Consider the following 20,594-nt stretch of genomic DNA (forward strand, 5'->3'; position numbering starts at 1 on the left):
GGCCGTCAAGGGGCTATGATCGGATCAGCCGTCATTGCACTGCCCAGCATCCGGGCTTCCGCCAAGCTGGAGAGGTAAACGATTGCAGCGGGTCACGATCGCCCAGGTCGCCGAGCGGGCCGGGGTCTCCACCGCCACGGTGTCGCGCGTGCTGTCGGGCCGCGGGCCCGTGTCCGCGGGGGTCCAGCGCAAGGTCAGGAAGGCCGCCGACGAGCTCGGATACCAGGTCAACTCCATCGCCCGCGCGCTGCGCAACAGCCGCACCGACACCGTCGGCATGGTGGTGCCGAGCATCTCCAACCCGTTCTTCACCTCGCTGGTGGAGAGCGTCGAGCACGCCCTCGGCCGGGAGGGCAAGGAGCTGTTCCTCTGCGACGCGCGGTCCGACCCCGAGGTCGAGGCCCGGCGCCTGGCGACCCTCGTCGCCCGCAACGTCGACGGCATCATCGTCAGCCCGAGCCACGGCACGCTGAGCGGCGCCGCCGTCCAGGAGACCGCCGGCCGGCTGCCGCTCGTCCAGCTCGACCGGTTCGTCGGCGGCACCAGCACCGACTGGGTCGGCGTCGACGACGTCGCCGCGATGCGCCAGGTCATGGACCACCTGCACGCGGGCGGGGCGCGTTCGGCGGCGTTCGCCGGCTCGCTGCTGACCAACTCCTCCACCGAGCAGCGCTTCGCCGGGTTCCGCCGCCGCGCGGAGGACCTCGGCATCGCCGTGGACCCGGACCGGATCCTGCTCGGCGACTACAGCGTGGAATGGGGCGAGACGGCCGCCGCGCGGCTGATCGCCGCCGGCGACCTGCCCGACGCCATCGTGTGCGCCGACGACCTGATCGCGCTCGGCGTCACCCGGGCCTGCCGGGCGCACGGCGTGGACGTCCCCGGCCGGGTCCAGGTCACCGGGTACGACAACATCGAGTTCTCGCGGCTCAGCGAGCCCGCGCTCACCACCGTCGACCAGCCGCGCGAGCGGATCGCCGCCGAGGCCGTACGGCTTCTGGCGGCCGCCGCGGGCGAGGCCGCCGGGGACCGCGGGCCGTCGGCGCACATCGCGCTCGTCCCGACCCTGGTGATCAGGGAGAGCACGCGGGCGCGGGCCTGAGACGTCCCCGGCCGCCGGCCGGGCCCGGAAGAGGAGGTCAGGAGATGGGCGAGGCGCTCGATCTCGCGCGGCGGCTGGTGCGGATCGACACCCGGGGAGGCGGCGAGCGCATGGCCGCCGACCTGGTCGCCGGCGTGCTCGACGCCGCCGGATTCGACGTGCGCGTGGACGAGCCGGCGCAGGGCCGGGCGAACGTGGTGGCCAGGCACGGGCCTGCGGCGCCGCGCGTCCCGGTCACGTTCACCGGGCACCTGGACACGGTGCCCGCCGATCCGTCCGGCTGGTCGTTCGACCCGCTGTGCGGCGACGTGCGCGACGGGCGGCTGCTCGGGCGGGGAAGCAGCGACATGAAGGCGGGCGTCGCCTGCCAGATCGAGGCTGCCCTGCGCGCGGCCCGCGACGGCCTGCCGGCCCCGCAGCTGGTGTTCACGTTCGGGGAGGAGACCGGCTGCGACGGGGCGGCGGTGCTCGATCCGGCCGCGCTCGCGGCCACGGACCTGCTGGTCGTCGCCGAGCCGACGGGGAACCGGACGGTCCTCGGCCACAAGGGCACGCTCTGGCTGAAGGCCACGGCGCGGGGCGTGTCCGCGCACGGGTCCCGGCCGGAGCTCGGCCGCAACGCCCTCGTCGCGCTGGCCGGCGCCGCGGCCCGCGTCCACGCGCACACGGGGTGGCCGGTGAGCGCCACGCACGGGGCGGCGACGGTCAACGTGGGCACCTTCCACGCCGGCGTGCAGCCGAACCTGGTGCCCGACCACGCCGAGATGCGGCTGGACGTCCGCACCGTCCCCGGGTTCGGCGCGGACGAGGCGGTCGCGGTGATCTCCGGGCTGTGCGGCGGGGAGGTCGAGATCGAACGGCTCGTGGACCTGCCCGGCGTGGCCACCGACCCCGCCGCGCCCGGCATGCCGGAGGTCCTGGACCTGCTCGCGCCCGGCTCCTCCGGCGCCACGCCCGAGTACGCGACGTACTTCACCGACGCGTCGGTCTTGGCGGGCATGCTCGGCGGGCCGCACGTGGTGGTCTACGGACCCGGCGACCCCGAGCAGGCGCACGTGACGGACGAGACGTGCTCGGTCGCGCGCATCGACGCCGCGTCCGAGGCGCTCTACCGGCTCCTGGCCGCCCGCCCGCGCTTAGCGGCGTGACGCGGGCGGCGCGGCGGCGCCCGCACGCATGAGGACGTCCCGGCGATCGGGATGATCGCCGGGACGTCCTCGTTCCATGCGCTCCGGCAGCCCTGCCGGAATAGCCGCTGAGACGGGTGCGGGACGGCTCACGGAAGCGTCGCTGAGAGGTTCTCCGTGAGGTCCCTCACAGCGTCAGCCGAGGGGCTGCGGGTCGCCCTTGGTGCCCGGGCCCGAGCCCCACGACAGGACCTGCCACTTGACGCCCTGGAGGTGTCCCTCGCCGGTGCCGGCGTCGTACTTGCTGTCCGGCTTCTCGCCGTCGAGCAGGTAGCGGAAGGTGTAGGTGTCGAGGTCGAGCATGACGCCGTCGTGCGAAGGCGCGCCGGGCCCGCGGTCGCCGATGAAGCCGGTGACGCTGCGGCCGTTGTAGGTGACCTTGACCTTGGTGTTCAGCGGCCAGCTCGGGCTGGCGAACAGGCCCTTCTGCATGGGCTTGCCACTGGCGGGGGCGCCGGTGTCGCCGTTCACGCCCGAGCCGTCGTCCCAGAAGTAGGACGCGGTGGTCGAGCCGCTGAGGATCGCCTTCGGACCGTCGGACTTCTTCTTGGAGTCCTTGGTCTTGGAGTCCGCCGCCTTGGCCTTCTCGTCCTTGGAGGAGGAGGCCTTCGAGCGGGACTCGGCCAGGGTCTTGGTGGAGGCGTCCTTCTTGGGGGCCTTGTTCTCCTGCGCGGCCATGTCCTGCTGCTGCGCCAGAAGCTTGTCGGGCTGGGGAGCGGAGTCGTCGTGGCTGGCGGCCGCCACGCCGCCCACCAGCATCCCGGCAAGAGCCGCGCCGGTGACACCGGTCAACACGCGATTGATCGTCCGCTGCTGCATATGGATCCTTAGTTCGGCGTACAGGGCTGCCGTTCCGGCGCCGGGGCACAGGGGGCTTCCGGGCATGGGAACGGGGTCCGAGACTCGGGACTCGGAATGCCGCCGCGAAAAGGAACCCGCGTTGAATCGGTCCGCGGGCATGGCGGACCGCGCTCGCGTCCGGATGCGCGGGCCCGTTCTCGGGCATGCGCGCGACGCGGGCTTCGATGAAGCGGGAAGAATGCCGACCGGGGGCTCGGTGGCCCTGCACGGTCACGGCCGGTGCATGGTACGGCCGTGGTTCGGCGGAGGGATCCCGCCTGGCGGGCGGGAAGCGGCGGCTATGCGATTGGCCAGGTCAGCGGTGCTTTGACCTCGACCTGGCGTTGACTATATCCGGCATTACCGCACGTGAGTCAAATGGGCGATTTCTTTACCTTTGCGAAGGTAGATCTTCTTCGCGGCCGGTCGGCGGGATCGCCTTTCCCGCAAGGGATCCGCATGGGTGCGCGGCCCGAGCCCTAACGGAAAAGATCTTAAAGAACGATCTTTATCCGACATTAATGATCTTTATGCGGGGCCGCATCGGACGCCCCGCGCACGCGAGAAAGCCCGTCCGGAGGGTCCGGACGGGCTGCGGGATGTACGAACAGGCCCTGCGCACAGGGCGACCTGGAGACGGCCCGGCGGCGGCCAAAACGGAGGCGGGCGCCGGGCCGCGGACCGCGCGCGGCGGCCCGGATGTCAGCGCGTCGGGTAGACCGACGGCACCAGCGGGGTCGGTCCCGTCCCACCGGCGAACACCGGGTTGACGGCCGGCGCCTCGGCGAACGGGGACTCCGCATAAGCCGGCTGCGCATAGGCGGGCTGCGCATAGTCCGGCTGGGCGAACTGGGCGGCCGCCACGATCGGCTGGTACGGCGCGGGGGACGCCTGCGGAGCACCCGGCGGGGGCACGGGCGGCGGTACGTGGGATCCGTCGGCGCGGCGCGGTTCCGGCGCCGGAGGGGCCGTCCGATCCGTGCGACGCTCGGCCAGGACGGCCATCAGCGCGCGGGCGGTGTCGGCGTCCATCCGGAGCAGGACGCTGGGCGTGCCTGTCTGGTCGACGAACGGGGAGACCGAGGGGGCTGCGGGGAGCTGGGGCAGCGCCGCCCGCATCTCCTCGCGGAGATCCTGGGCCAGCCGCAGCGCCTGTCGGTCACTGTCGCTCAAGTGTGCGGTCATCGCGATCTCCGGGCGAGTTCACGTGCGGGGGTCCGGGGCAATCCTGCTAGGAATGGCGTGCAGGTGCAAGGGCTGATGCACGTGCATTTTACGAAATATCGCCCCGTAACCCCGGCCCCCGACGCTCGTTCGCGATCAGTCCATCCCGCGCCTGCCCGGCGTCCAGTACGGCTTGACCAGCACGGATCTGCGGGGCCAGCCGCGCTCGCGGACCAGATGGGCGCGCACGGCCTGCACGGTCCGTGCTTCCCCGGCCACGTAGGCACACCCCGGCTCTTCGGGAAGATCCAGCCGGCGCACGGCGTCCACGAGGATCTCCGAGGAAGCAGCGGAGGCGTCCCCGCGCCGGCACCAGGACAGCTCCTCCGCCCTCGGCAGCGGGAGCCGGCGCTCCGGCTCCGCGATCTCCACCGCGCCGTACGCGGGCTCGTCGGGGCCTGCGGCGCGCAGCATCGCGCCGAAGGTGACCGAGGCCGTCTCCTCGCCCGCGAACAGGTGGTACGGAGCGGGGCGCAGGACGAACGAGCCCTCGGGCTTGTTGAAGACGACCTCCTCCCCCGGCCGGACGGTCCGCGCCCACCGCGCACCCGGCCCAGCGTCCTCATGGTCCATGACGCACAGTTCCAGCACGCCGGAGGTCGCGTCGTAGTCCCATACGGAGTAGGTGCGCAGCGCGTCGCGCGCCTTGCCGCTGATCCACGTCCGAGCCGAGGTGATATCCACCACGTGCAGGCGGATGTGCTGGCCGGGCTTCCACTCCAGCCCCGGGACGCCGCCGATGCTGATCCAGCGCATGCGTCCCGGTGCTTGCCGGACGTCCTCGACGCGGCCCCGGACGAACATCCGGTCCAGCAGCCTGCCGCGGACGCCGCGTGCGGGCGGGCTCGGTTCCACGGTCATCATCACCCCTCTCGGACGCGTTATATCGCGTATTGGATGGACACGATATATCTCAAGTGTCGCCACGGCCAGGCTCCTGCGCCCCGTTCCGGCGCGGAAGCCCCACGGCGACCAGCACCGCGGCCGCGCCGGCGATCACCGCGACCACGCGGAACCCCGCCGACATCGCGCCGGTGAACGCGGCGATCACCTGGTGGTGCGCGTCCGGCCCGGCGCCGGCCCCGTCCGCCGCGGCGATCGCCTCGCCCGCCGAGTGGGCGTGCCCGGCGAGCGCCGGGGGCAGGCCGTCCGCGAACCGGCCGGTCAGCACCGTCCCCAGGACCGCGACGCCGAGCGCGCTGCCGATCTCCCGGGCGGCGCTGTTCAGCCCCGACCCGAGCCCCGCCCGCTCGGGCGGAAGCGCTGACATGACGCCGACCGACAGCGGCGGCACGCACAACCCCATGCCGATCGACATGATCAGCAGGTCGGCCGCATAGAGCGCGTAGGGCGTGGACGCGTCCGCGAACGAGAGCAGGACGAGCCCGCCGGCGATCACGAGCAGGCCCGCGGTGATCACCGGGCGGTTCCCGAACCGCAGGGCCAGGCCGACGCTCCGCCGCGACACCGCGATCATGCCGACGACGAGCGGGGCGATCGCCGCACCGGTGACCAGGGGCGAGTACCCCTTGGCGTACTGCAGGTACTGGGCATTGACGAAGAACAACGCGAACAGGGAGAAGAACGCCACCCCGATGCCCAGCACGCCGCTGCGCAGCCGCGCTGCGGCGAACAGCCGCGGATCGAGCAGCGGGTGCGCGGCGCGCATCCCGTGGACGGCGAAGGCCGCCAGCAGGACGGCGGCGCCGCCGAACCCCGCCAGTACCGGCGCGGACGTCCAGCCCCGCTCGGGGCCCTCGATGATCCCGAAGAGCAGCGCGAACAGGGCCGCGGTCAGCATGACCGCGCCGGGGACGTCCAGGTCGGCGCGGTGTCGCTCGCCCGCGGGGGACGCCCAGGCCACCAGCGCGGCCAGCGCGGCGGCGGCGACCACGCCCGCCAGGAACAGGCACTGCCAGGGCAGCCACTGCAGCACCGCTCCCCCGGCGAGGTTGCCGACGGCGCCCGCCATGCCGGTGGCGGCCGTCCAGACGGCGATGGCCTGCGGGCGCCGCGCCGGCTCGGTGACCTGCAGCAGCAGGGACAGCGTCGCGGGCATGATGAGCGCGGCCCCGACGCCGGTGACCAGCCGGCCGGCCAGCAGCACGGCGACGGTGGGGGCGGCGGCCGACAGCAGGCAGCCCGCGGCGAAGACGCCGAGGCCGGCCAGCAACGCGCCCTTGCGCCCGAACCGGTCGCCCGCGGCGCCCGCGGGGATCAGCAGGCAGCCGAAGACCAGGACATAGGAGTCGACGATCCACAGCAGGCCGGTCGCGGACGGGTGCAGGCCGCTCGCCGACAGTTCGGGGATCGAGAGGTTGATCGCCGCGACCATCGCCACGACCAGGACCACGCACGCCGACATCAGCGGCGGCATGGCGCGCCGGGCGGCGCGTCCCCGGTCCGGCGGCGCGGCGGCGCGGACGGCATCGATCGTCATGAAGGGGTTCCTCGGAGTCGCTCGGGGGCGCGCTTCGGGCGCGCCGGAAAAGGCTGAGCAGGGCTGAGCAGAAAGGTGCGGGGCGGGGATCCGGCCGCGCGCGCCGCCTCCGCGATCTCCAACGTAGGCTTGCGGTGACTTGCTTACAAATGCATCTTTTGCACGTGAGGAATGCGTTTCATGCAATCCAGGCTGGACCTGAACCTGCTCGTCGCGCTCGACGCGCTTCTGGAGGAGGGCAGCGTCACCGGCGCGGCGGAGCGCCTGCCCCTGTCGGGGCCCGCGATGAGCCGCACACTCGGCCGGATCCGCAAGGCACTCGGCGATCCCGTCCTCGTGCGGTCGGGACGTGGCATGGTGCCGACGCCGCGCGCGCTTGCGATGCGCGCGGAGGTGCATGAACTCGTGCAGCGCGCCTACACGCTGTTCTCCGAGGACGACGACTTCTCTCCGAGCATGCTGGAGGGCACCTTCACGCTGCAGGCGGAGGAGGGGACCATCTCCGTCCTGTCCGGCCCCCTTCTCGAGCGGATGGCACGGGACGCTCCGGGCGTGACCCTGCGCTTCCTCGGGGAGGGGCCGCGCGACACGCATCTGCTGCGGCGCGCGTCGACCGACCTGGAGATCGGCGTGATCACCGACGTGGCGCCCGACACGAGGGTCGAGCCGCTGCTGGACGACCGCTTCTGCTCCGTGGTCCGCCCCGGGCACCCGCTCGCCGGCAGGGAGGTGACCCTGGACGCCTGGTGCGCCACGACGCAGCTGACCAACACGCGCCGCGGCCGCCTCGCCGGGCCGATCGACGAGCTCCTCGCCGGCATGGGCCGGTCACGGCGCATCGCCGGGACGGTCCCGACGGTCGCCGCCGCGCTGCTCGTCGTCCGGGAGACCGACCTGATGGGGTTCGCCGCCGAGCGGCTGCACAGGCCCCTGGTGGAGCGGCTGGGCCTGGTGTGGGTGCCGATCCCCTTCCCCATGCCGCCGTTGAACCTGTCGCTGGCCTGGCATGCGCGCTACGACGCCGACCCCGCCCACGCATGGTTGCGCCGGTGCGTCCGCGAGACCGTCGCGGACGTCACCGGCATGAGCGAGGCTCAGGCGCCTCGGTAGGGTCGGCATCTCCGGAACGTTCCCGGCCGTGCCGGGGCCTGCGAAAAGGCGGATCGATGGCGGACACTCTCAGCGTCCGGGCCCTCAACAGGGCCACGCTGGCACGGCAGCTCCTGCTCGCGCGGGAACGCGTCCCCGTCGCGGAGGCGGTCGGGCGGCTGTTCGGGATGCAGGCGCAGGAGCCCAAGCCGCCGTTCGTCGGCCTGTGGACGCGGCTGGACGGCTTCCAGGCGTCCGATCTGCACACGGCCCTGCACGACCGGTCGCTCGTCCGCGCCACCATGATGCGCGCGACGCTGCACCTGATGACCGCCTCCGACTACCTCGCGTTCCGGACGCCGATGCAGCCGATGCTGGACGGGGCGATGCGCGTCCTGGGAGACCGGGCCGAGGGCCTCGACCTGGACCAGGTCGTCCCGGCGGCGCGCGCACTGCTCGACGAGAAGCCGCGCACGTTCAACGAGGTGCGGGCCCTGCTTCAGGAGCGGTTCCCGGACGTCAATGACCGCGCGCTCGGCTATGCGGTGCGCATGTGCGTGCCGCTGGTCATGGTCCCGACTCAGGACAGGTGGGCGTTCCCGCGCTCCGCCGAGTTCGCCTCGGCCGGCGGCTGGCTGGGCGATGCCCCGGCCGCCGGCACGGCCGCCGACGATCTCGCCCTGCGGTACCTGGCGGCGTACGGCCCGGCGTCCGCGGCCGACGCGCAGGCATGGTCGGGCATGTCCGCGGTGGGCGAGGCGCTGGAACGGCTGCGCACGGACCTGGCGGTCTTCGCCGACGACAAGGGCCGGGAGCTGTTCGACCTTCCCGATGCGCCACGTCCGGGCGAGGGCGTCCCGGCCCCGGCGCGGTTCCTGCCCGAGTTCGACAGCCTGGTCCTCGCCCACGCCGACCGCAGGCGCGTCATCGCCGACGCGCACCGCCCCTCGCTCACCACGAAGAACCTCCGGGTGCGCGCCGTCTTCCTGCACGACGGGTTCGCCCGCGGCATCTGGGAGACCGAGTACAAGCGCCGGGTCGCCACCCTGCGGCTGCGCCCCTTCGAGCCCCTCTCCCCCGCCGCCCTCGACGAACTGACCGCCGAAGGAGAGGCCCTGCTGCGCTTCCTCGAACCCGCGGCCAAGGAGACGGTGGTGGCCGTCGCCGAGGACTGACCTCCGCGCCGGTCAGGCGATCGTCCGGCCGAGGCCCTCCCAGTAGGGCGCGCGCAGGTCCTTCTTGAGGATCTTCCCGCTGGGGTTGCGCGGCAGCGCGTCCACGAAGTCGACCGAGCGCGGGCGCTTGAAGCCGGCCAGCCGCTCGCGGGCGTACCCGATCACCTCGTCCTCGGTCAGGACGGCGCCGGGCGCCGGGACGACGACGGCCTTGACGGTCTCGCCCCAGCGCTCGTCGGGCACGCCGATGACGGCGACATCGGCGATCCCGGGATGGCCGGCGAGGACCTCCTCGACCTCGATCGGGTACACGTTCTCCGCGCCCGTGACGATCATGTCCTTGATCCGGTCGGTGAGGAACAGGTAGCCCTCGGCGTCGACGTACCCGGCGTCGCCGGTGCGCAGCCAACCGTCCCCGGCCAGCAGCCGGGCCGTCTCCTCCGGCCGGTTCCAGTAGCCGGGGGTGTTCTGCGGGGAGCGGATCAGCACCTCACCGACCTCCCCCGGCGCCCGCTCGGCGTCCCCACTCGGCTCGACGATCTTCACCTCGACCCAGTCGTAGGGGCGGCCCGCCGAGCGCATCAGGTGGGCGCGCGGGCCGTCGGGGTCGTGGTCCTCGGGTTCCAGCTGGACGATCGCGCCGGTCGTCTCTGTCATCCCGTACAGCTGGAACAGCGGGGCCCGGAACGTCTCCAGCGAGCGACGCAGGACCTCGCTCGTGATGGGTGAGGCGCCGTAGGTGATGGCGCGCAGCGCCGAGTAGTCGCGCTCCGCCGCGCCGGGCACCTGGCACATGAACTGCAGGACCGCCGGGACGATGAACGCGTTGCTGATCCGCTCGCGCTCGAACGTGTCGACCAGCGCGGCCGGGTCGATATCGCGAACCAGTACCTGGCGGCAGCCCGCGTACAGGCCGGCCAGCGCCCAGCCGGTGCCGCCGATGTGGAACAACGGCATCGGCACGAGGCTCACCGACGAGGCGTCCAGCCGCCAGCGCCGCGCCATCCGCTCGCCCACCTCGAAGTTGGCGTTGCTGAGCTGCACGCCCTTCGGCACGCCGGTCGTGCCGGAGGTGTAGAGCTGCACGACGATGTCGCCGGGCTCGCCGACGAACCCGGGGTCGTCGGCCGGATGGTCCGCCAGCCAGGTCTCGAAGCCCTCGCCGGTCACCACGACCCGCCCGGGGAGCCCGTCCGCGAGGGCGGCGAACTCGGCGTCCACCACGGTCACCGGGGCCTGCGCGTCCGCGACGACGGCCGCGATCTCGGCGGGGGTCAGCCGCCAGTTCACCGGAGCCGTCACCGCCCCGATCTTCGCGGCGCCGAACAGCAGGTCGAAGAACTCGGGCGCGTTCTTGCCCACGTAGGCGACCCTCGATCCGGCGCCGAGCCCGGCTGCCAGCAGGGCGCGGGCGGCGCGGCTGGAGCGCTCGTCCAGCTCGGCGTAACCGATCGTCCGGCCGTCCCCCGTGAGGGCGGGGGCCGAGCCCCGGTCCCGGGCGTGGTCGCGGACGATGGACACGACGCGGTAGTCCACTCCGACCCCTTCAGAATCTGATTCGGTTCTGTGCGCCCGACCCTACCGACCGGATCCGCCCGGGCGAAAGCGGACACCGGCCTCACATGGGAACATGACGCTGCGCCCGTGCCCGGCTCCGAATAGTGATCAATCCGATACCTGTACTGATTGAAAGATCCATCAAATGAGCGCAAGCTGTCCCCGACGTCTGGAATGCCCCGCCCGTTCCTTCCGACCGACCGCCGACAGGACACGACCATGTTCGAGATCTGGGAGACGAGTGAGCCGGCGCGGCTCATCAGCGACGCGGGGAGCCTGAAGGTGGCGCTGGAGAAGGTCGACACCATGTGCCGGCTCCGCCATGACCAGGCGGTCGCGCACGTGGGCGAGACCCGCGAGGGCTACCACTTCGAGATCAGGGACCACGACGGCAAGGCCCTCGCCCGGCTGAGCTACGTCCCTGACACCACCCGCGCCTACCAGAGCGTCGTGGTGGACGAGATGCGCGCCGAGGACCCGCAAAGGTAACGCGCGCCGACGCCACGGCGCATCGATGGTGAAAGTCCCGTTTCGCACGGATGTCCGCGCACGGGCACCCGCCCGTGCGTGGCAGTATGCCTCGTGGTCAGGTGACGGAGCCTCGGACGACGGGAGTACCGGTGCGGAAGGCGTGGTGGCGGCCACGGCAGGCTGAATCCTCTTCCGAGACGGCGCCCGGCGGGACCGCGCCGCCGCTCGCGGACGAGGCCGAGACGCTGACGTCCGAGGCGGTCGCCGCGCTGGCGCGGGCCGACGCCGGGGGGTTCCGGCTCCTCGTGGCCGAGCTGGCCGACCGCCCGGACGTGCCCGGCTGGGCCCGTGCCTCCGGCCGCTGCCTCGCCGCGCGGCTGCGGCGCGGCGTCACCCTCGCCTGGGACCGCGGCTGGCAGCCCGCCGACGTCGTCCGGTATGCGGGCCGCCGCCGCACCGCCAGGCACGGCAGGCTGGCCACCGACGCGATCGCCGCCGAAATGCGCGCCTACTCCGCCGCCACCGTGGCCGCGCAGTGGCGCGACCAGCTGGGCCTCCTCGGCGCCGAGGTGTGGTGGGAGGACGACGACGAGCACCCGGACGCCTGGTGCGAGCGCGAGGGGGTCGGCCGCGCGGACTTCGTCGCCTGCGCCGTCGAGCTCGTCCAACTGCTGGAGAGCCTGCCGAGGCTGGCGAGCATCGGCCCGCCGCCGGGAACGCCGCTGCGGGAGGCGCCGGTCCGCGACGGGTTCGAGGGCGTCGACCAGCGGATGCTCGGCAAGGTCCGGGCCCTGCTGGCGAAGGCCGAGTCGACCGAGTTCCCGGAGGAGGCGGAGGCGCTCAGCGCGCGCGCCCAGGAGCTGATAGCGCGGCACAGCATCGACCGCGCCCTGCTGGCCGCGGAGACGGGCGACCCGGGCGGGCCCGCGGGCCGCCGCGTCGCGGTGGACAACCCTTACGACGCGCCCAAGGCGGTACTGCTCACCGTGGTGGCCGAAGCGAACCGGTGCCGCGCCGTATGGCACAGGGAACTCGGGTTCTCCACGGTCCTGGGGTTTCCCGCCGACCTCGCGGCGGTCGAGATGCTGTTCACGTCGCTGCTGGTGCAGGCGACCGCGGCGATGGTGCACGCCGGGCCGAGGCGCGACGCGCGGGGGCGGTCACGGACCCGTTCGTTCCGCCATGCGTTCCTCAACGCCTACGCGGCGAGGATCGGAGAGCGCCTGCGGGGCGCGGCCGGCGAGGCGGCGAGCCGGGCGGCCTCGGACGCCGGCGGGACGGATCTGCTTCCCGTGCTGGCGGCGCGCGACCTGGCCGTCGAGAGGGCCGTCGACGCGATGTTCCCCAACCTGGCCAAGGGCCGGGCGGGTTCGGTGTCCAACTACGAGGGCTGGGTCGCCGGCCGCGCTGCGGCCGACCTGGCCAGCCTGAACGGGCGCTCGGAGGTCTCCCGGGCGTCCGGCCGTTCCTAGCGCGCGGGGTCCCCCCGGGGGGCGAGGGGGACGTCCGGCCATGCGTTCCGTTCTCTTTCTGCTCGTGCTCGGCTGTGCGGTACGTCGGGAGCGGGTCAGGCCTTCTTGCGCCGGGTGTTGCCGCCGCGGCCGCGCAGCGGGACGCCCGCCTCCTTCAGGACGTTGTAGATGAACCCGTAGGACCGGCCGGTCTCGGCGGCCAGGTCGCGGATGCTCTCGCCGCCCGCGTAGCGGGGTGCGAGCTCCGCGGCGAGCTGCGTGCGTTCGGCACCGGTGACGCGGGTGCCCCTCGACAGCGTTCGGGTCACGGGGACCTCCTGTTCCAGAGCTGGGCCGCGAGACCGTCCCCGCAGCTCACAGCAGTGTTGATCTACCCAACGTACACATTCCCCCTGAATCCGCCCCTGATGCGGCACCATTCGGCGCAAAATCGGCCGAAGCTGGTCTTTTCCGTGGTCAACGGCGTGTCGGAACTAGACAGACGGTCCCCGGACCGCCTTCGGCTGCGCGTTCCGCAGGATCGCCGGCACGAACGGGCCCCGGAGCGGAACGACGCCGGCCGTCGCGGCCGGTCCCGCGCCCGCCGTGGCCGCGTGCAGCGCGGCGGCCTTCACGCCCTCCGCCTGCTCGACCACCAGCTGCTCGGCCGCGGCCGTCTGCTGCTCGGCCGCGACCGCCTGCTGGGACGCGGCCTCGCGCACGGACAGGTCGGAGCGGCGCAGCCGGTGCCTGGGCGGCTCGAACGGGAACAGCGAGGTCTCGGTCAGCCCGTCCACGACGAGCAGCTCACCGGGTTCGAGCAGCCGCCAGCCGGACTGGTCGTCCATCGGCTCGCTGGCGATCACCACGGCGGGCACCGGCCCGTCCGCCCCGGCGGCGTCCGCGGGACCGCTCGCCCCGCCCTTGTCCGGCGACAGCACCCACAGCTCGTTGCTCTCGGGGTAGCGCAGCGCCCACAGCCGCCCCGCCTCGGCGATCAGCAGATTGACCGCGAACACCGGCAGCTCGGCCCCGATCCGCCGCACCGCCTCGACGATCCCGGCGGTGGTGTCGCCGCGCCGCCGGATCTCCGCGGTCACATAGGCGAACACCAGCTCGGAGTCGGTCTCGCCTGCGACGGGCGCCCGCTCGACGTCGGTCAGCCACGTCCGGAGCGTGTCGAGCCCCTTCACCACGCCGTTGTGCGCGAACAAGCGGTCGTTCATGACGAACGGATGGCAGTTGTGCACGGTGAGGCCGCCGACCGACGCGTCGCGCACGTGGGAGACGAACGTGTGGGACGGGACGTTGCGGGCATGCAGGTCGAAATCGGCGTTCTCGAAGGCGGCCAGCGGTGCCCGGTCGCGCACGGGCTCACCGCCGAGCGAGAACCAGCCGAGGCCGGCGCCGTGCGGCATCCGGTGGCTCTGCGCCCGCAGGCTGGACGGCGCGTCCAGCAGCCAATGGGCCGCCCGCACGCGGGGTCCGCCCGTGCTCATTCCGAACAGTCGGCACATGCCGTTCGCCTTTCGATATGGGAGGTGATCCCCGCGCCCCGGGTCCCCGGCCGGCCGCACGGAAAGAAGATCATAACTACGAGTGATGGAGATTTTACCCAACGTTGCATCGGGCGTCCGGCGATTCTCGCCAGTCGGTCGCGGATCCGCGTTCGATTCGGCGGATCCAGGGGCAGGGGCCTGCGAGGCTCACCCGGCCGCGGCACACCACCGGATCACGATTCGGCAGTCGACGGTGGCCGCCGAGTTCCGATTTTACGCGGTGGTTCCCCTGCGTTGACCTGGTTATCCACAGAACGCGATTCGACTTCCTTCTGTTCCGGCCGGGCCGCAGGCTGGTGGGCGTCCGGCACCCGCCAGCGAGGAGAGAACATGATCGCCTTCCCGGTCCCCGCCACCACGACGTCCCGGTTCGCCGTGGCCGCCGAGCGCATCCCGCACGACCTCCCCGGCCTGCTCCGCGGCGCGGGCGGCCCGTACGCCGCTCACATCGCCGGCCGCCTCGGCTCGCCTCACCTGGAGGTCGTCCGCGAGGACGACGCCGGCCTCCGCTGGGACCCCGCCCGCATCACGGCGCCGCGCCCCGAGGACCGCCGACGCGAACGCGCCTTCCGGGACGCCCCGGAGTTCGCCGTCGTCACCGCCTGCGCCCCGATCACCGACCAGCCCCGCGCCGTGCAGGTCGCCCGCGCCGCCGCGCTCCACCTCGCCGCCGAGACCGGCGGCGTCCCCGCCGACCTCGTCACCGGCCACATCCTGACGCCGCCCGCCGACGAACGGACCCGCTTCGTCCTGGCCGACCAATGGCTGGGCGACGCGCTGCCGCCCTTCCGCGCCAACGGCCGCTGCACCGCCCCCGATCCCGACCGCGATCCCGAGGGCCTGAACGGCTGCTCCTGCGTCCGCCTGCGCACCCGCGGCCTGCGCCGGTTCGGACTACCGGAGCTGCAGATCGGCGACGTCGCCTGCCCGCACGACCTGGCCGCACTCAACGTCCTGCGCACCGCCGCCCGCCGCCTCCTGACCGACCACTGGTCCTGGCTGTCCACCGGCCCCGCCGACCGCACCCGCGCGATCGACGCCGTCCTCTCCCTCGCCGAGTCCGACTTCAGCGACTTCTGGGGTACAGCCCGCCGCGTCCACCTCGTCCCCCCGAACCCCTTCCAGATCCGCCTGACCCTCCTTACCCCCCGCCTCCTCGCCGTGGCTCCGCCCGACGACATCACCGGAACCGTCAACGACTGGCTCTGCGGCGACACCCTCCCGCTCGGCATGTACGACGTCCTCCACTCCCCCGCCGACCCCCCACACCCCCAAGCCGCCTGACCCACCCGCCCCGCTCCTCACGGGCCAAGCCCCCGCCCACCCACACCACCAAGCCCCTCACAACCGATAACGGAACCTTCTACCAACCCCCGCCTGCCCAGGCCGTCGCTGCGCAGACCTAGACCATGGTCAGCAGGTGATCCGTAGGTCCATAGTCGATCTTCCAGTCGGCGTAGACGCCGGAGAACCCGTCCTTGACGCACCGCAGGCCGAGGGTCACCCAGCGGACGGATCCGTCGTCGGCGAGCGAGAAGGCCACCGCGGCCTCGAACTCCTCGCCGCCACACGGGCAGCCGGCACCCTCTGGCTCGTCGTCCTCCCAGGCCTCCTCACTGTCCGCGATGAACGCACGGGTTCCGCAGCCACAGCACTCGCGTTCCGCTCCGGACTCGTTGACCAACACCAAGAAGACCCGACCGCCGCATCCCCGGGAGACGGAAGGACCGATCCTCACCGGGCGCTCGTCGTCAACCCCTCGTAGGAAAACCGCGAGCTCCGCAGAGACACCCTCGCCAACTTGATCACCCGCATGCACGGACACATCGGCCCAGCCACCTCAAGCAACCACCCGACAGCTCGACCAAAAGCCATAGGGCACGACGTCGCGTCCACGACCACGCGACCGACCTCCGCCCGAATCGCGCCCGGCCGTAATCGGTCATCGCCGGCGCGAGCACGTCCGCCAGCCACCTCCGGCTTGCGACATAACGCGACGCTATATATCGTCCCGATATATCAGCCCGATACGTTTGGGCTGGCCTACCCCATCCGAGGCGGGAGCTGTGATGCGACGGATCGACTACGACGCCGAGCAGTACCAGGACTACTCACGGGGACGTGCTTTTACCCAGCAGCAGTTGCGGACATGGCTCAGCGCCTTCGCAGCGGCGCTGCCCGAACAGCGCCCGCTGGCAGGGCTGGACGTCGGCTCGGGAACTGGCAGATTCACCCCGGCGCTGGCGCAGGCATTCGGGCCGGTCACCGGCGTCGAGCCGTCGATCCGCATGCGCGAGATGGCACAGGCGCAGCCTCCACACCCTGACGTGCGGTATCTGCCAGGCTCGGCCGAAGACATACCGGTGCCGACCGGCAGTGCCGACTACGCACTGATGTTCCTGTCCTGGCATCACGTCCAGGACAAGCCTCAAGCGGTCCGAGAGCTGGCCAGGGTTCTCAAGCCCGGCAGACGGCTCCTGCTACGCGCGAACTTCAGCGACCACCACCCCCGCCCATGGTGGCTGGGGCACTTCCCCCGCGGCTTTGAAGTAGACGCCTCGCTCTTCCAACCGCTTCACGAGGTCATCGAGATGTTCACCTCAGCCGGCTGGCGCGTCGCCGGCTTCGGCACAGTCACCGAGCCCTCCGTCGGGACTCGCGCCGACATGCTCGAACGGCTGCGCCTGCGCACCCATTCGTTCTTCGCTCAACTCAGCCCCAGCGAACTGGAGATCGGGTTCCACCACCTGGAGCAGTCTGTTGCCACAGATCCCGGCGCACCAGCACCCGTATCTGCTGAACCGCTGCTCACGCTCGAACGGCACCATTAGGGCCGCCTTTTAGACACGCATCAGATGGAGGGAGTAGCGCACACCTGGAACACCGTCCGGTCGCCGGTTGCCATCCGGTCCCTGCTGACCACCTTCATCGCCGACAAGACGGTCGTAGACGAACCCACCACCCGCTCGGTCGTCAACGCAGTCATCGCGACAGAGTGAGCAGGCAGTTTCCGCAAAGCTACGACCCGAGCCAGACCAGCTGGTGGAACACGAAAAGGTGATCGCCTATGGGTGCCAAAACGGCCGTCCTCATCTACACCGACGGCCATCCCGCCGACCTCCTGTGCTCTGCGACCGAGCCCGACCTCCCCGCGACCACGGCGCTGATCAGTCGAACGAACCCTGGCTGGGACGGGTCCACCGCCTCCTCAGGCGACCTGCAGGACTACTTCTGCCCCGACCAAGGAATCGCCTACGCAGGCAGCTTTCCCGGCATCGACGTGCTCTGCGACCGGCAGGTGATGGTGGACCGCCCGTCCCACCTCCCCGCCCACCTGCTGCACGCCAGCGCTTACCGCGGCCGGGTGATCCTGCACGCCGTGCACAGCGTCACCGACTGGTTCGCCTACGCGATCTGGGAGAACGGCACCCTTCTGCGATCACTCAGTCTGTCTCCCGACAGTGGAGTCATCGAGAGCATCGGCACCCCCCTTGGAGTTCGAACAGCCCTACTGGGCAGGCGAACACCCCCGCCACGCCCCTTCCCGGCCAGCCAGACCAGAAGCCCTACGCTCTGCCCTTCCACCCCTGGAGCTGGGCGGTGAGGCAGCAGTGCGCAGCCTGCTGGACTTCATCCTCGAGGGTCGTCCTCGAGACACCGACATCGACGCCGAAGCCATCCGCCTACTCGGGTTTCCGGTCCCCGTCGCCGATCCGATCACCGAAGCCGACGTCCGAGAATTCATCCGCACCCACACCCCGCGAGCGCTATACCTACGCCCCAGACGGCACCGTCGTCCCATCGAAGAATGAACCCCACAGCCCGGCGAACACCAAGCCGTCAACCTGCACACCAGATCCCGGCAGCCACACCCTGTCGGGGTCTTTTCACGCCATCCCCTCCTCATCTGGGTGACGCGGTCATCCTCAGCCTCGGTGTTCGCGAATAGGATCCGTGCCAGATCACGCCAGTACGGCGTCGTTCACTCTTCAGACCAGAGCGGCGACTGGAACCGTAGGTTGGGATCCATGCCGGACCGGGCCCGCCGTCGCCGGGTTCGGCCGCCCGACCGCTGGTCGTCACCGGCCCAGCTCGGCTAGGACGACGGCGATCCCCCTGACGTTGACCGGTCCAGTCGCGGGCGGCGCCGATCTAGGCCGTGGCGTTCTCGCGAGGCGCCAACCGCCTGCTCGCGGACGGCCTTCCGCTCGAACGAGGCATCCCACCCCGCTGTACCTCGGTCTCGACCGACCCGGTCTCGACGGCGGCCGCCTTGGACCGGGCCCGTCATGGGAGTTCCCATCGGACGTTCCGGACCGTTCGTGTCCCCGATAGCCGGTGAGCTCCCCTCGCTCGCCGACTCCTCAGCCGACTGGTCGACTCCGACAGACCCATCCTTGCCGGGCAGTTCCAGCTCGGCTCCCAGGCCGGGGCCACCGGCGGCCGACCAGTGCTCTTGGTCGAGACCGGCCACGCACACGGCCGGCTTGCCTGGTTCCGGCTTTCCAAGTCTCCTTCGCTTCAGTGGGCATGGCGGCACCGGGAGGCGTCTGGCTTCGATGCTGGTTCGATCAGCGAAGGCATATGGGGGTTTCATGACGATTGTTTCCGTGCGGAGTGGAGCGACCTTACTTTCCGGCTTGCTTAGGTGAGCCTTCCCGGTCGTCAAGTGTGGCTTCGTTCTGGGCGCCGAGCACGGTGGGCATATCCGGACGATTATGGACGTGAGGCTCATTTCAGGGGCATCGGTGAGACGATCGGTCGATCGAGTGCGAGCAATGGTCAACGCTCCGTAGCCGAATTGACTACGATCGGCATTCTGACGGTGACCAACGCGATCCCCCGGGGCGAAGATGACCCGTTTCCTGGCAGATCCCAGGATGACCGACATATTCGGCGAAATCGTCCGCTGTACCTGCGGACTGCTCGGCTGCACCGCGGTGGCGGGCGTGATCTCCTTCAGCGCGACACCGGCGGACGCGGCGCCGGGACCGCGGCCCGATCCGCGAAGATCGGCGTCGGCTTCCTGCCGGCACGCCTTCGTCAACGGCGACTGGTACACCGGGTATCTGTGCAGGGAGGCCTGGCTGGCCATGTACGGCGGCTCCCGGAAGAGGGCGGCGGGACATGGGGACGCCGCCCGGAGGCGGGGACGGTTCGAGCGGAGCCCGAAGACCGGACGCCGGCGGCCCGCGCCGCCGAGCCCGCTCGCTCGGCCGGGTCCCCGGCCTACGCTGCAGGCTCCGCCCGGCGTCGCGCCGGCGCCGGTTCCGACACCGGTCCCGACATTGACCAGATGGGGCGCGGACAGCACACAGACCACCGTGCGCCTGCGGGAACAGGCCGACGACGAGCCGCAGGCGCGGCCGGTGCAGCCGGTGCTGCTGCTCGGCCTGCTCCTTCCGGCGGCTGCCGCACTCTGCTACCCGTTCCGGCACCGGATCTACGCGGCGGCCACGGCGGGAATGCCCGTGCTCGCCGCCTCCACCGCCGGGCCGGACCCACGGCCCGCCCCGTTCACCTACCGGCCCTCCCTCGACCCTTTCGCGGTGCCGGCCCTGGGTTTGGCGGGCGCCGGCGCGGTCGACAGCGCACGGGTGCTCGCCCTGTCCGCTCTCGACGAGCACGGGGACAGCTCCCTGGTGGTGATCCCTCGCCCCGACGCCACCAGACTCTTCGGTCTCGCCGAGGACGAATTGCTCGATGACGGCGCCGCGGGTCTGTTCATTCCGGGCAACCTCGATGCCGCGCTCGCCTACCTGGAGACCGAGCTGGCGATCCGGCGTAACTCGGGTGCGGCACCCGACCGCCGCCTCCTGCTGGTCGCCGACTGCGCGGAAGAGGCCGCGCGGATCGCCGCGCTCCTCGACCGCCATCCCGGCGGGCTCTCCGCGGTGCTTCTCGGCCCGTGGACGGGCGCCCGGGCCCTGGTGGACGACGAAGGCCTGGTCGACGCGTCCCCTGGGTTGACGGCCCATCTCCCCGAGCGTCTTCCGGCCATGTCCCGGACCGAAGCCCGGGACCGTCTCCACGCCGCGCTCGCCCGCCAAACCGAGGACGGAAGGCGCCCGTCGGGCCGGCGCCCCGGCCCACGCCGCCCGTAACCGCCCACCCGCACGTCGTCTCCGGACACATGCGGCACCCTCCCGGACCGCCCCACATCCCCTCGCCGCACGAGCCCGCCCATCCGCGCGTCGTCTCGGGACAGGTGCGACACCTTCCCAGGCCGATACACATCCCCCTCACCGCATGTGATCACCCGCCCGCTCCTCCCTTCAGGACACGTACGGCACTTTCCCAAGGCCAACGCACGTCCCCTCGCCGTACGTGACCGCCCGTCCGTGCGTCATCTCGGGACAGGTGCGGGACCTTCACGGGGCGCCGCACGTCCCTCCTCGTCGCGCGTGACCGCCTGTCCGCTCGTCGCGTCGGGCACACGCGAGGCTTTCTCGCAGGCCGACATGCTGCCTCGTGGCCGGGTTCGTCTCGTCGGCGTCGG

Annotated in this window: 20 protein-coding genes; 12 read left to right on the plus strand and 8 right to left on the minus strand. The window is 71.9% G+C overall.

Translation table 11 applies throughout. The features are described from left to right. Positions 1-82 precede the first annotated feature (82 nt). On the plus strand, positions 83-1,102 hold the full coding sequence (locus tag ABD296_RS05545; RefSeq protein WP_344262141.1) for a LacI family DNA-binding transcriptional regulator: 1,020 nt from the start codon (positions 83-85) through the stop codon (positions 1,100-1,102). A 44-nt stretch (positions 1,103-1,146) separates the two neighbouring features. Next, on the plus strand, positions 1,147-2,250 hold the full coding sequence (locus ABD296_RS05550; RefSeq protein ID WP_344262143.1) for a M20 family metallopeptidase: 1,104 nt from the start codon (positions 1,147-1,149) through the stop codon (positions 2,248-2,250). A gap of 174 nt (positions 2,251-2,424) precedes the next feature. Here the strand turns inward: ABD296_RS05550 and ABD296_RS05555 are convergent, their stop codons facing one another. The 4 genes from ABD296_RS05555 to ABD296_RS05570 all read right to left on the minus strand — a co-directional run bounded on the left by ABD296_RS05555 (position 2,425) and on the right by ABD296_RS05570 (position 6,793). Beyond that, positions 2,425-3,084, minus strand: coding sequence for an RlpA-like double-psi beta-barrel domain-containing protein (locus ABD296_RS05555; RefSeq protein WP_344262145.1), 660 nt, complete (start codon positions 3,082-3,084; stop codon positions 2,425-2,427). 747 nt (positions 3,085-3,831) lie between these two features. Beyond that, entirely contained in the window at positions 3,832-4,314 is a 483-nt protein-coding gene (locus tag ABD296_RS05560) for a hypothetical protein (protein WP_344262147.1), read from the minus strand. A 135-nt stretch (positions 4,315-4,449) separates the two neighbouring features. Further along, complete coding sequence (locus ABD296_RS05565) at positions 4,450-5,217, minus strand: siderophore-interacting protein (protein WP_344262149.1); 768 nt, start codon at positions 5,215-5,217, stop codon at positions 4,450-4,452. A gap of 49 nt (positions 5,218-5,266) precedes the next feature. Further along, entirely contained in the window at positions 5,267-6,793 is a 1,527-nt protein-coding gene (locus tag ABD296_RS05570) for an MFS transporter (protein WP_344262151.1), read from the minus strand. 180 nt (positions 6,794-6,973) lie between these two features. On the opposite strand from ABD296_RS05570, the gene ABD296_RS05575 reads away from it, so the two are divergent. Continuing rightward, entirely contained in the window at positions 6,974-7,903 is a 930-nt protein-coding gene (locus ABD296_RS05575; RefSeq protein ID WP_344262153.1) for a LysR family transcriptional regulator, read from the plus strand. 56 nt (positions 7,904-7,959) lie between these two features. Continuing rightward, positions 7,960-9,057, plus strand: a complete 1,098-nt coding sequence (locus tag ABD296_RS05580; RefSeq protein ID WP_344262155.1) for a winged helix DNA-binding domain-containing protein — start codon at positions 7,960-7,962, stop codon at positions 9,055-9,057. 12 nt (positions 9,058-9,069) lie between these two features. Here the strand turns inward: ABD296_RS05580 and ABD296_RS05585 are convergent, their stop codons facing one another. Beyond that, complete coding sequence (locus ABD296_RS05585; protein WP_344262157.1) at positions 9,070-10,593, minus strand: long-chain-fatty-acid--CoA ligase; 1,524 nt, start codon at positions 10,591-10,593, stop codon at positions 9,070-9,072. A gap of 240 nt (positions 10,594-10,833) precedes the next feature. On the opposite strand from ABD296_RS05585, the gene ABD296_RS05590 reads away from it, so the two are divergent. Continuing rightward, positions 10,834-11,103, plus strand: a complete 270-nt coding sequence (locus ABD296_RS05590; protein ID WP_344262159.1) for a hypothetical protein — start codon at positions 10,834-10,836, stop codon at positions 11,101-11,103. 131 nt (positions 11,104-11,234) lie between these two features. Then, positions 11,235-12,557, plus strand: a complete 1,323-nt coding sequence (locus ABD296_RS05595) for a DUF2786 domain-containing protein (protein WP_344262161.1) — start codon at positions 11,235-11,237, stop codon at positions 12,555-12,557. Between the two features lie 95 nt (positions 12,558-12,652). Here the strand turns inward: ABD296_RS05595 and ABD296_RS05600 are convergent, their stop codons facing one another. Continuing rightward, positions 12,653-12,865, minus strand: coding sequence for a helix-turn-helix domain-containing protein (locus tag ABD296_RS05600; protein ID WP_344262163.1), 213 nt, complete (start codon positions 12,863-12,865; stop codon positions 12,653-12,655). Positions 12,866-13,030: 165 nt separating this feature from the next. Next, on the minus strand, positions 13,031-14,053 hold the full coding sequence (locus ABD296_RS05605) for a class II glutamine amidotransferase (protein ID WP_344262165.1): 1,023 nt from the start codon (positions 14,051-14,053) through the stop codon (positions 13,031-13,033). 372 nt (positions 14,054-14,425) lie between these two features. Here ABD296_RS05605 and ABD296_RS05610 point away from each other — a divergent pair, with 372 nt between their 5' ends. Next, positions 14,426-15,379, plus strand: coding sequence for a hypothetical protein (locus ABD296_RS05610; protein WP_344262167.1), 954 nt, complete (start codon positions 14,426-14,428; stop codon positions 15,377-15,379). Positions 15,380-15,497: 118 nt separating this feature from the next. On the opposite strand, the gene ABD296_RS05615 is transcribed toward ABD296_RS05610, so the two are convergent. After that, positions 15,498-15,920, minus strand: a complete 423-nt coding sequence (locus tag ABD296_RS05615) for a hypothetical protein (RefSeq protein ID WP_344262169.1) — start codon at positions 15,918-15,920, stop codon at positions 15,498-15,500. 244 nt (positions 15,921-16,164) lie between these two features. Here ABD296_RS05615 and ABD296_RS05620 point away from each other — a divergent pair, with 244 nt between their 5' ends. The 5 genes from ABD296_RS05620 (at position 16,165) to ABD296_RS05640 (ending at position 20,199) form a co-directional block, all read left to right on the plus strand. Next, positions 16,165-16,926 (plus strand): class I SAM-dependent methyltransferase, encoded by a 762-nt coding sequence (locus ABD296_RS05620; protein ID WP_344262171.1) that lies wholly within the window; start codon positions 16,165-16,167, stop codon positions 16,924-16,926. Between the two features lie 24 nt (positions 16,927-16,950). Further along, the gene (locus ABD296_RS05625) at positions 16,951-17,094 is read left to right on the plus strand and encodes a hypothetical protein (RefSeq protein ID WP_344262173.1); all 144 of its coding nucleotides are present in this window, start codon (positions 16,951-16,953) and stop codon (positions 17,092-17,094) included. A gap of 68 nt (positions 17,095-17,162) precedes the next feature. Then, complete coding sequence (locus ABD296_RS05630) at positions 17,163-17,699, plus strand: DUF6928 family protein (RefSeq protein ID WP_344262175.1); 537 nt, start codon at positions 17,163-17,165, stop codon at positions 17,697-17,699. Next, the gene (locus tag ABD296_RS50485) at positions 17,587-17,907 is read left to right on the plus strand and encodes a DUF6928 family protein (protein ID WP_407061444.1); all 321 of its coding nucleotides are present in this window, start codon (positions 17,587-17,589) and stop codon (positions 17,905-17,907) included. The genes ABD296_RS05630 and ABD296_RS50485 overlap by 113 nt, the downstream gene beginning before the upstream one ends. 1,512 nt (positions 17,908-19,419) lie before the next feature. Next, positions 19,420-20,199, plus strand: coding sequence for a hypothetical protein (locus tag ABD296_RS05640; protein ID WP_344262179.1), 780 nt, complete (start codon positions 19,420-19,422; stop codon positions 20,197-20,199). Positions 20,200-20,594: the final 395 nt, after the last annotated feature.

Source organism: Actinomadura napierensis, from assembly GCF_039529375.1.
Classification (GTDB): domain Bacteria; phylum Actinomycetota; class Actinomycetes; order Streptosporangiales; family Streptosporangiaceae; genus Spirillospora; species Spirillospora napierensis.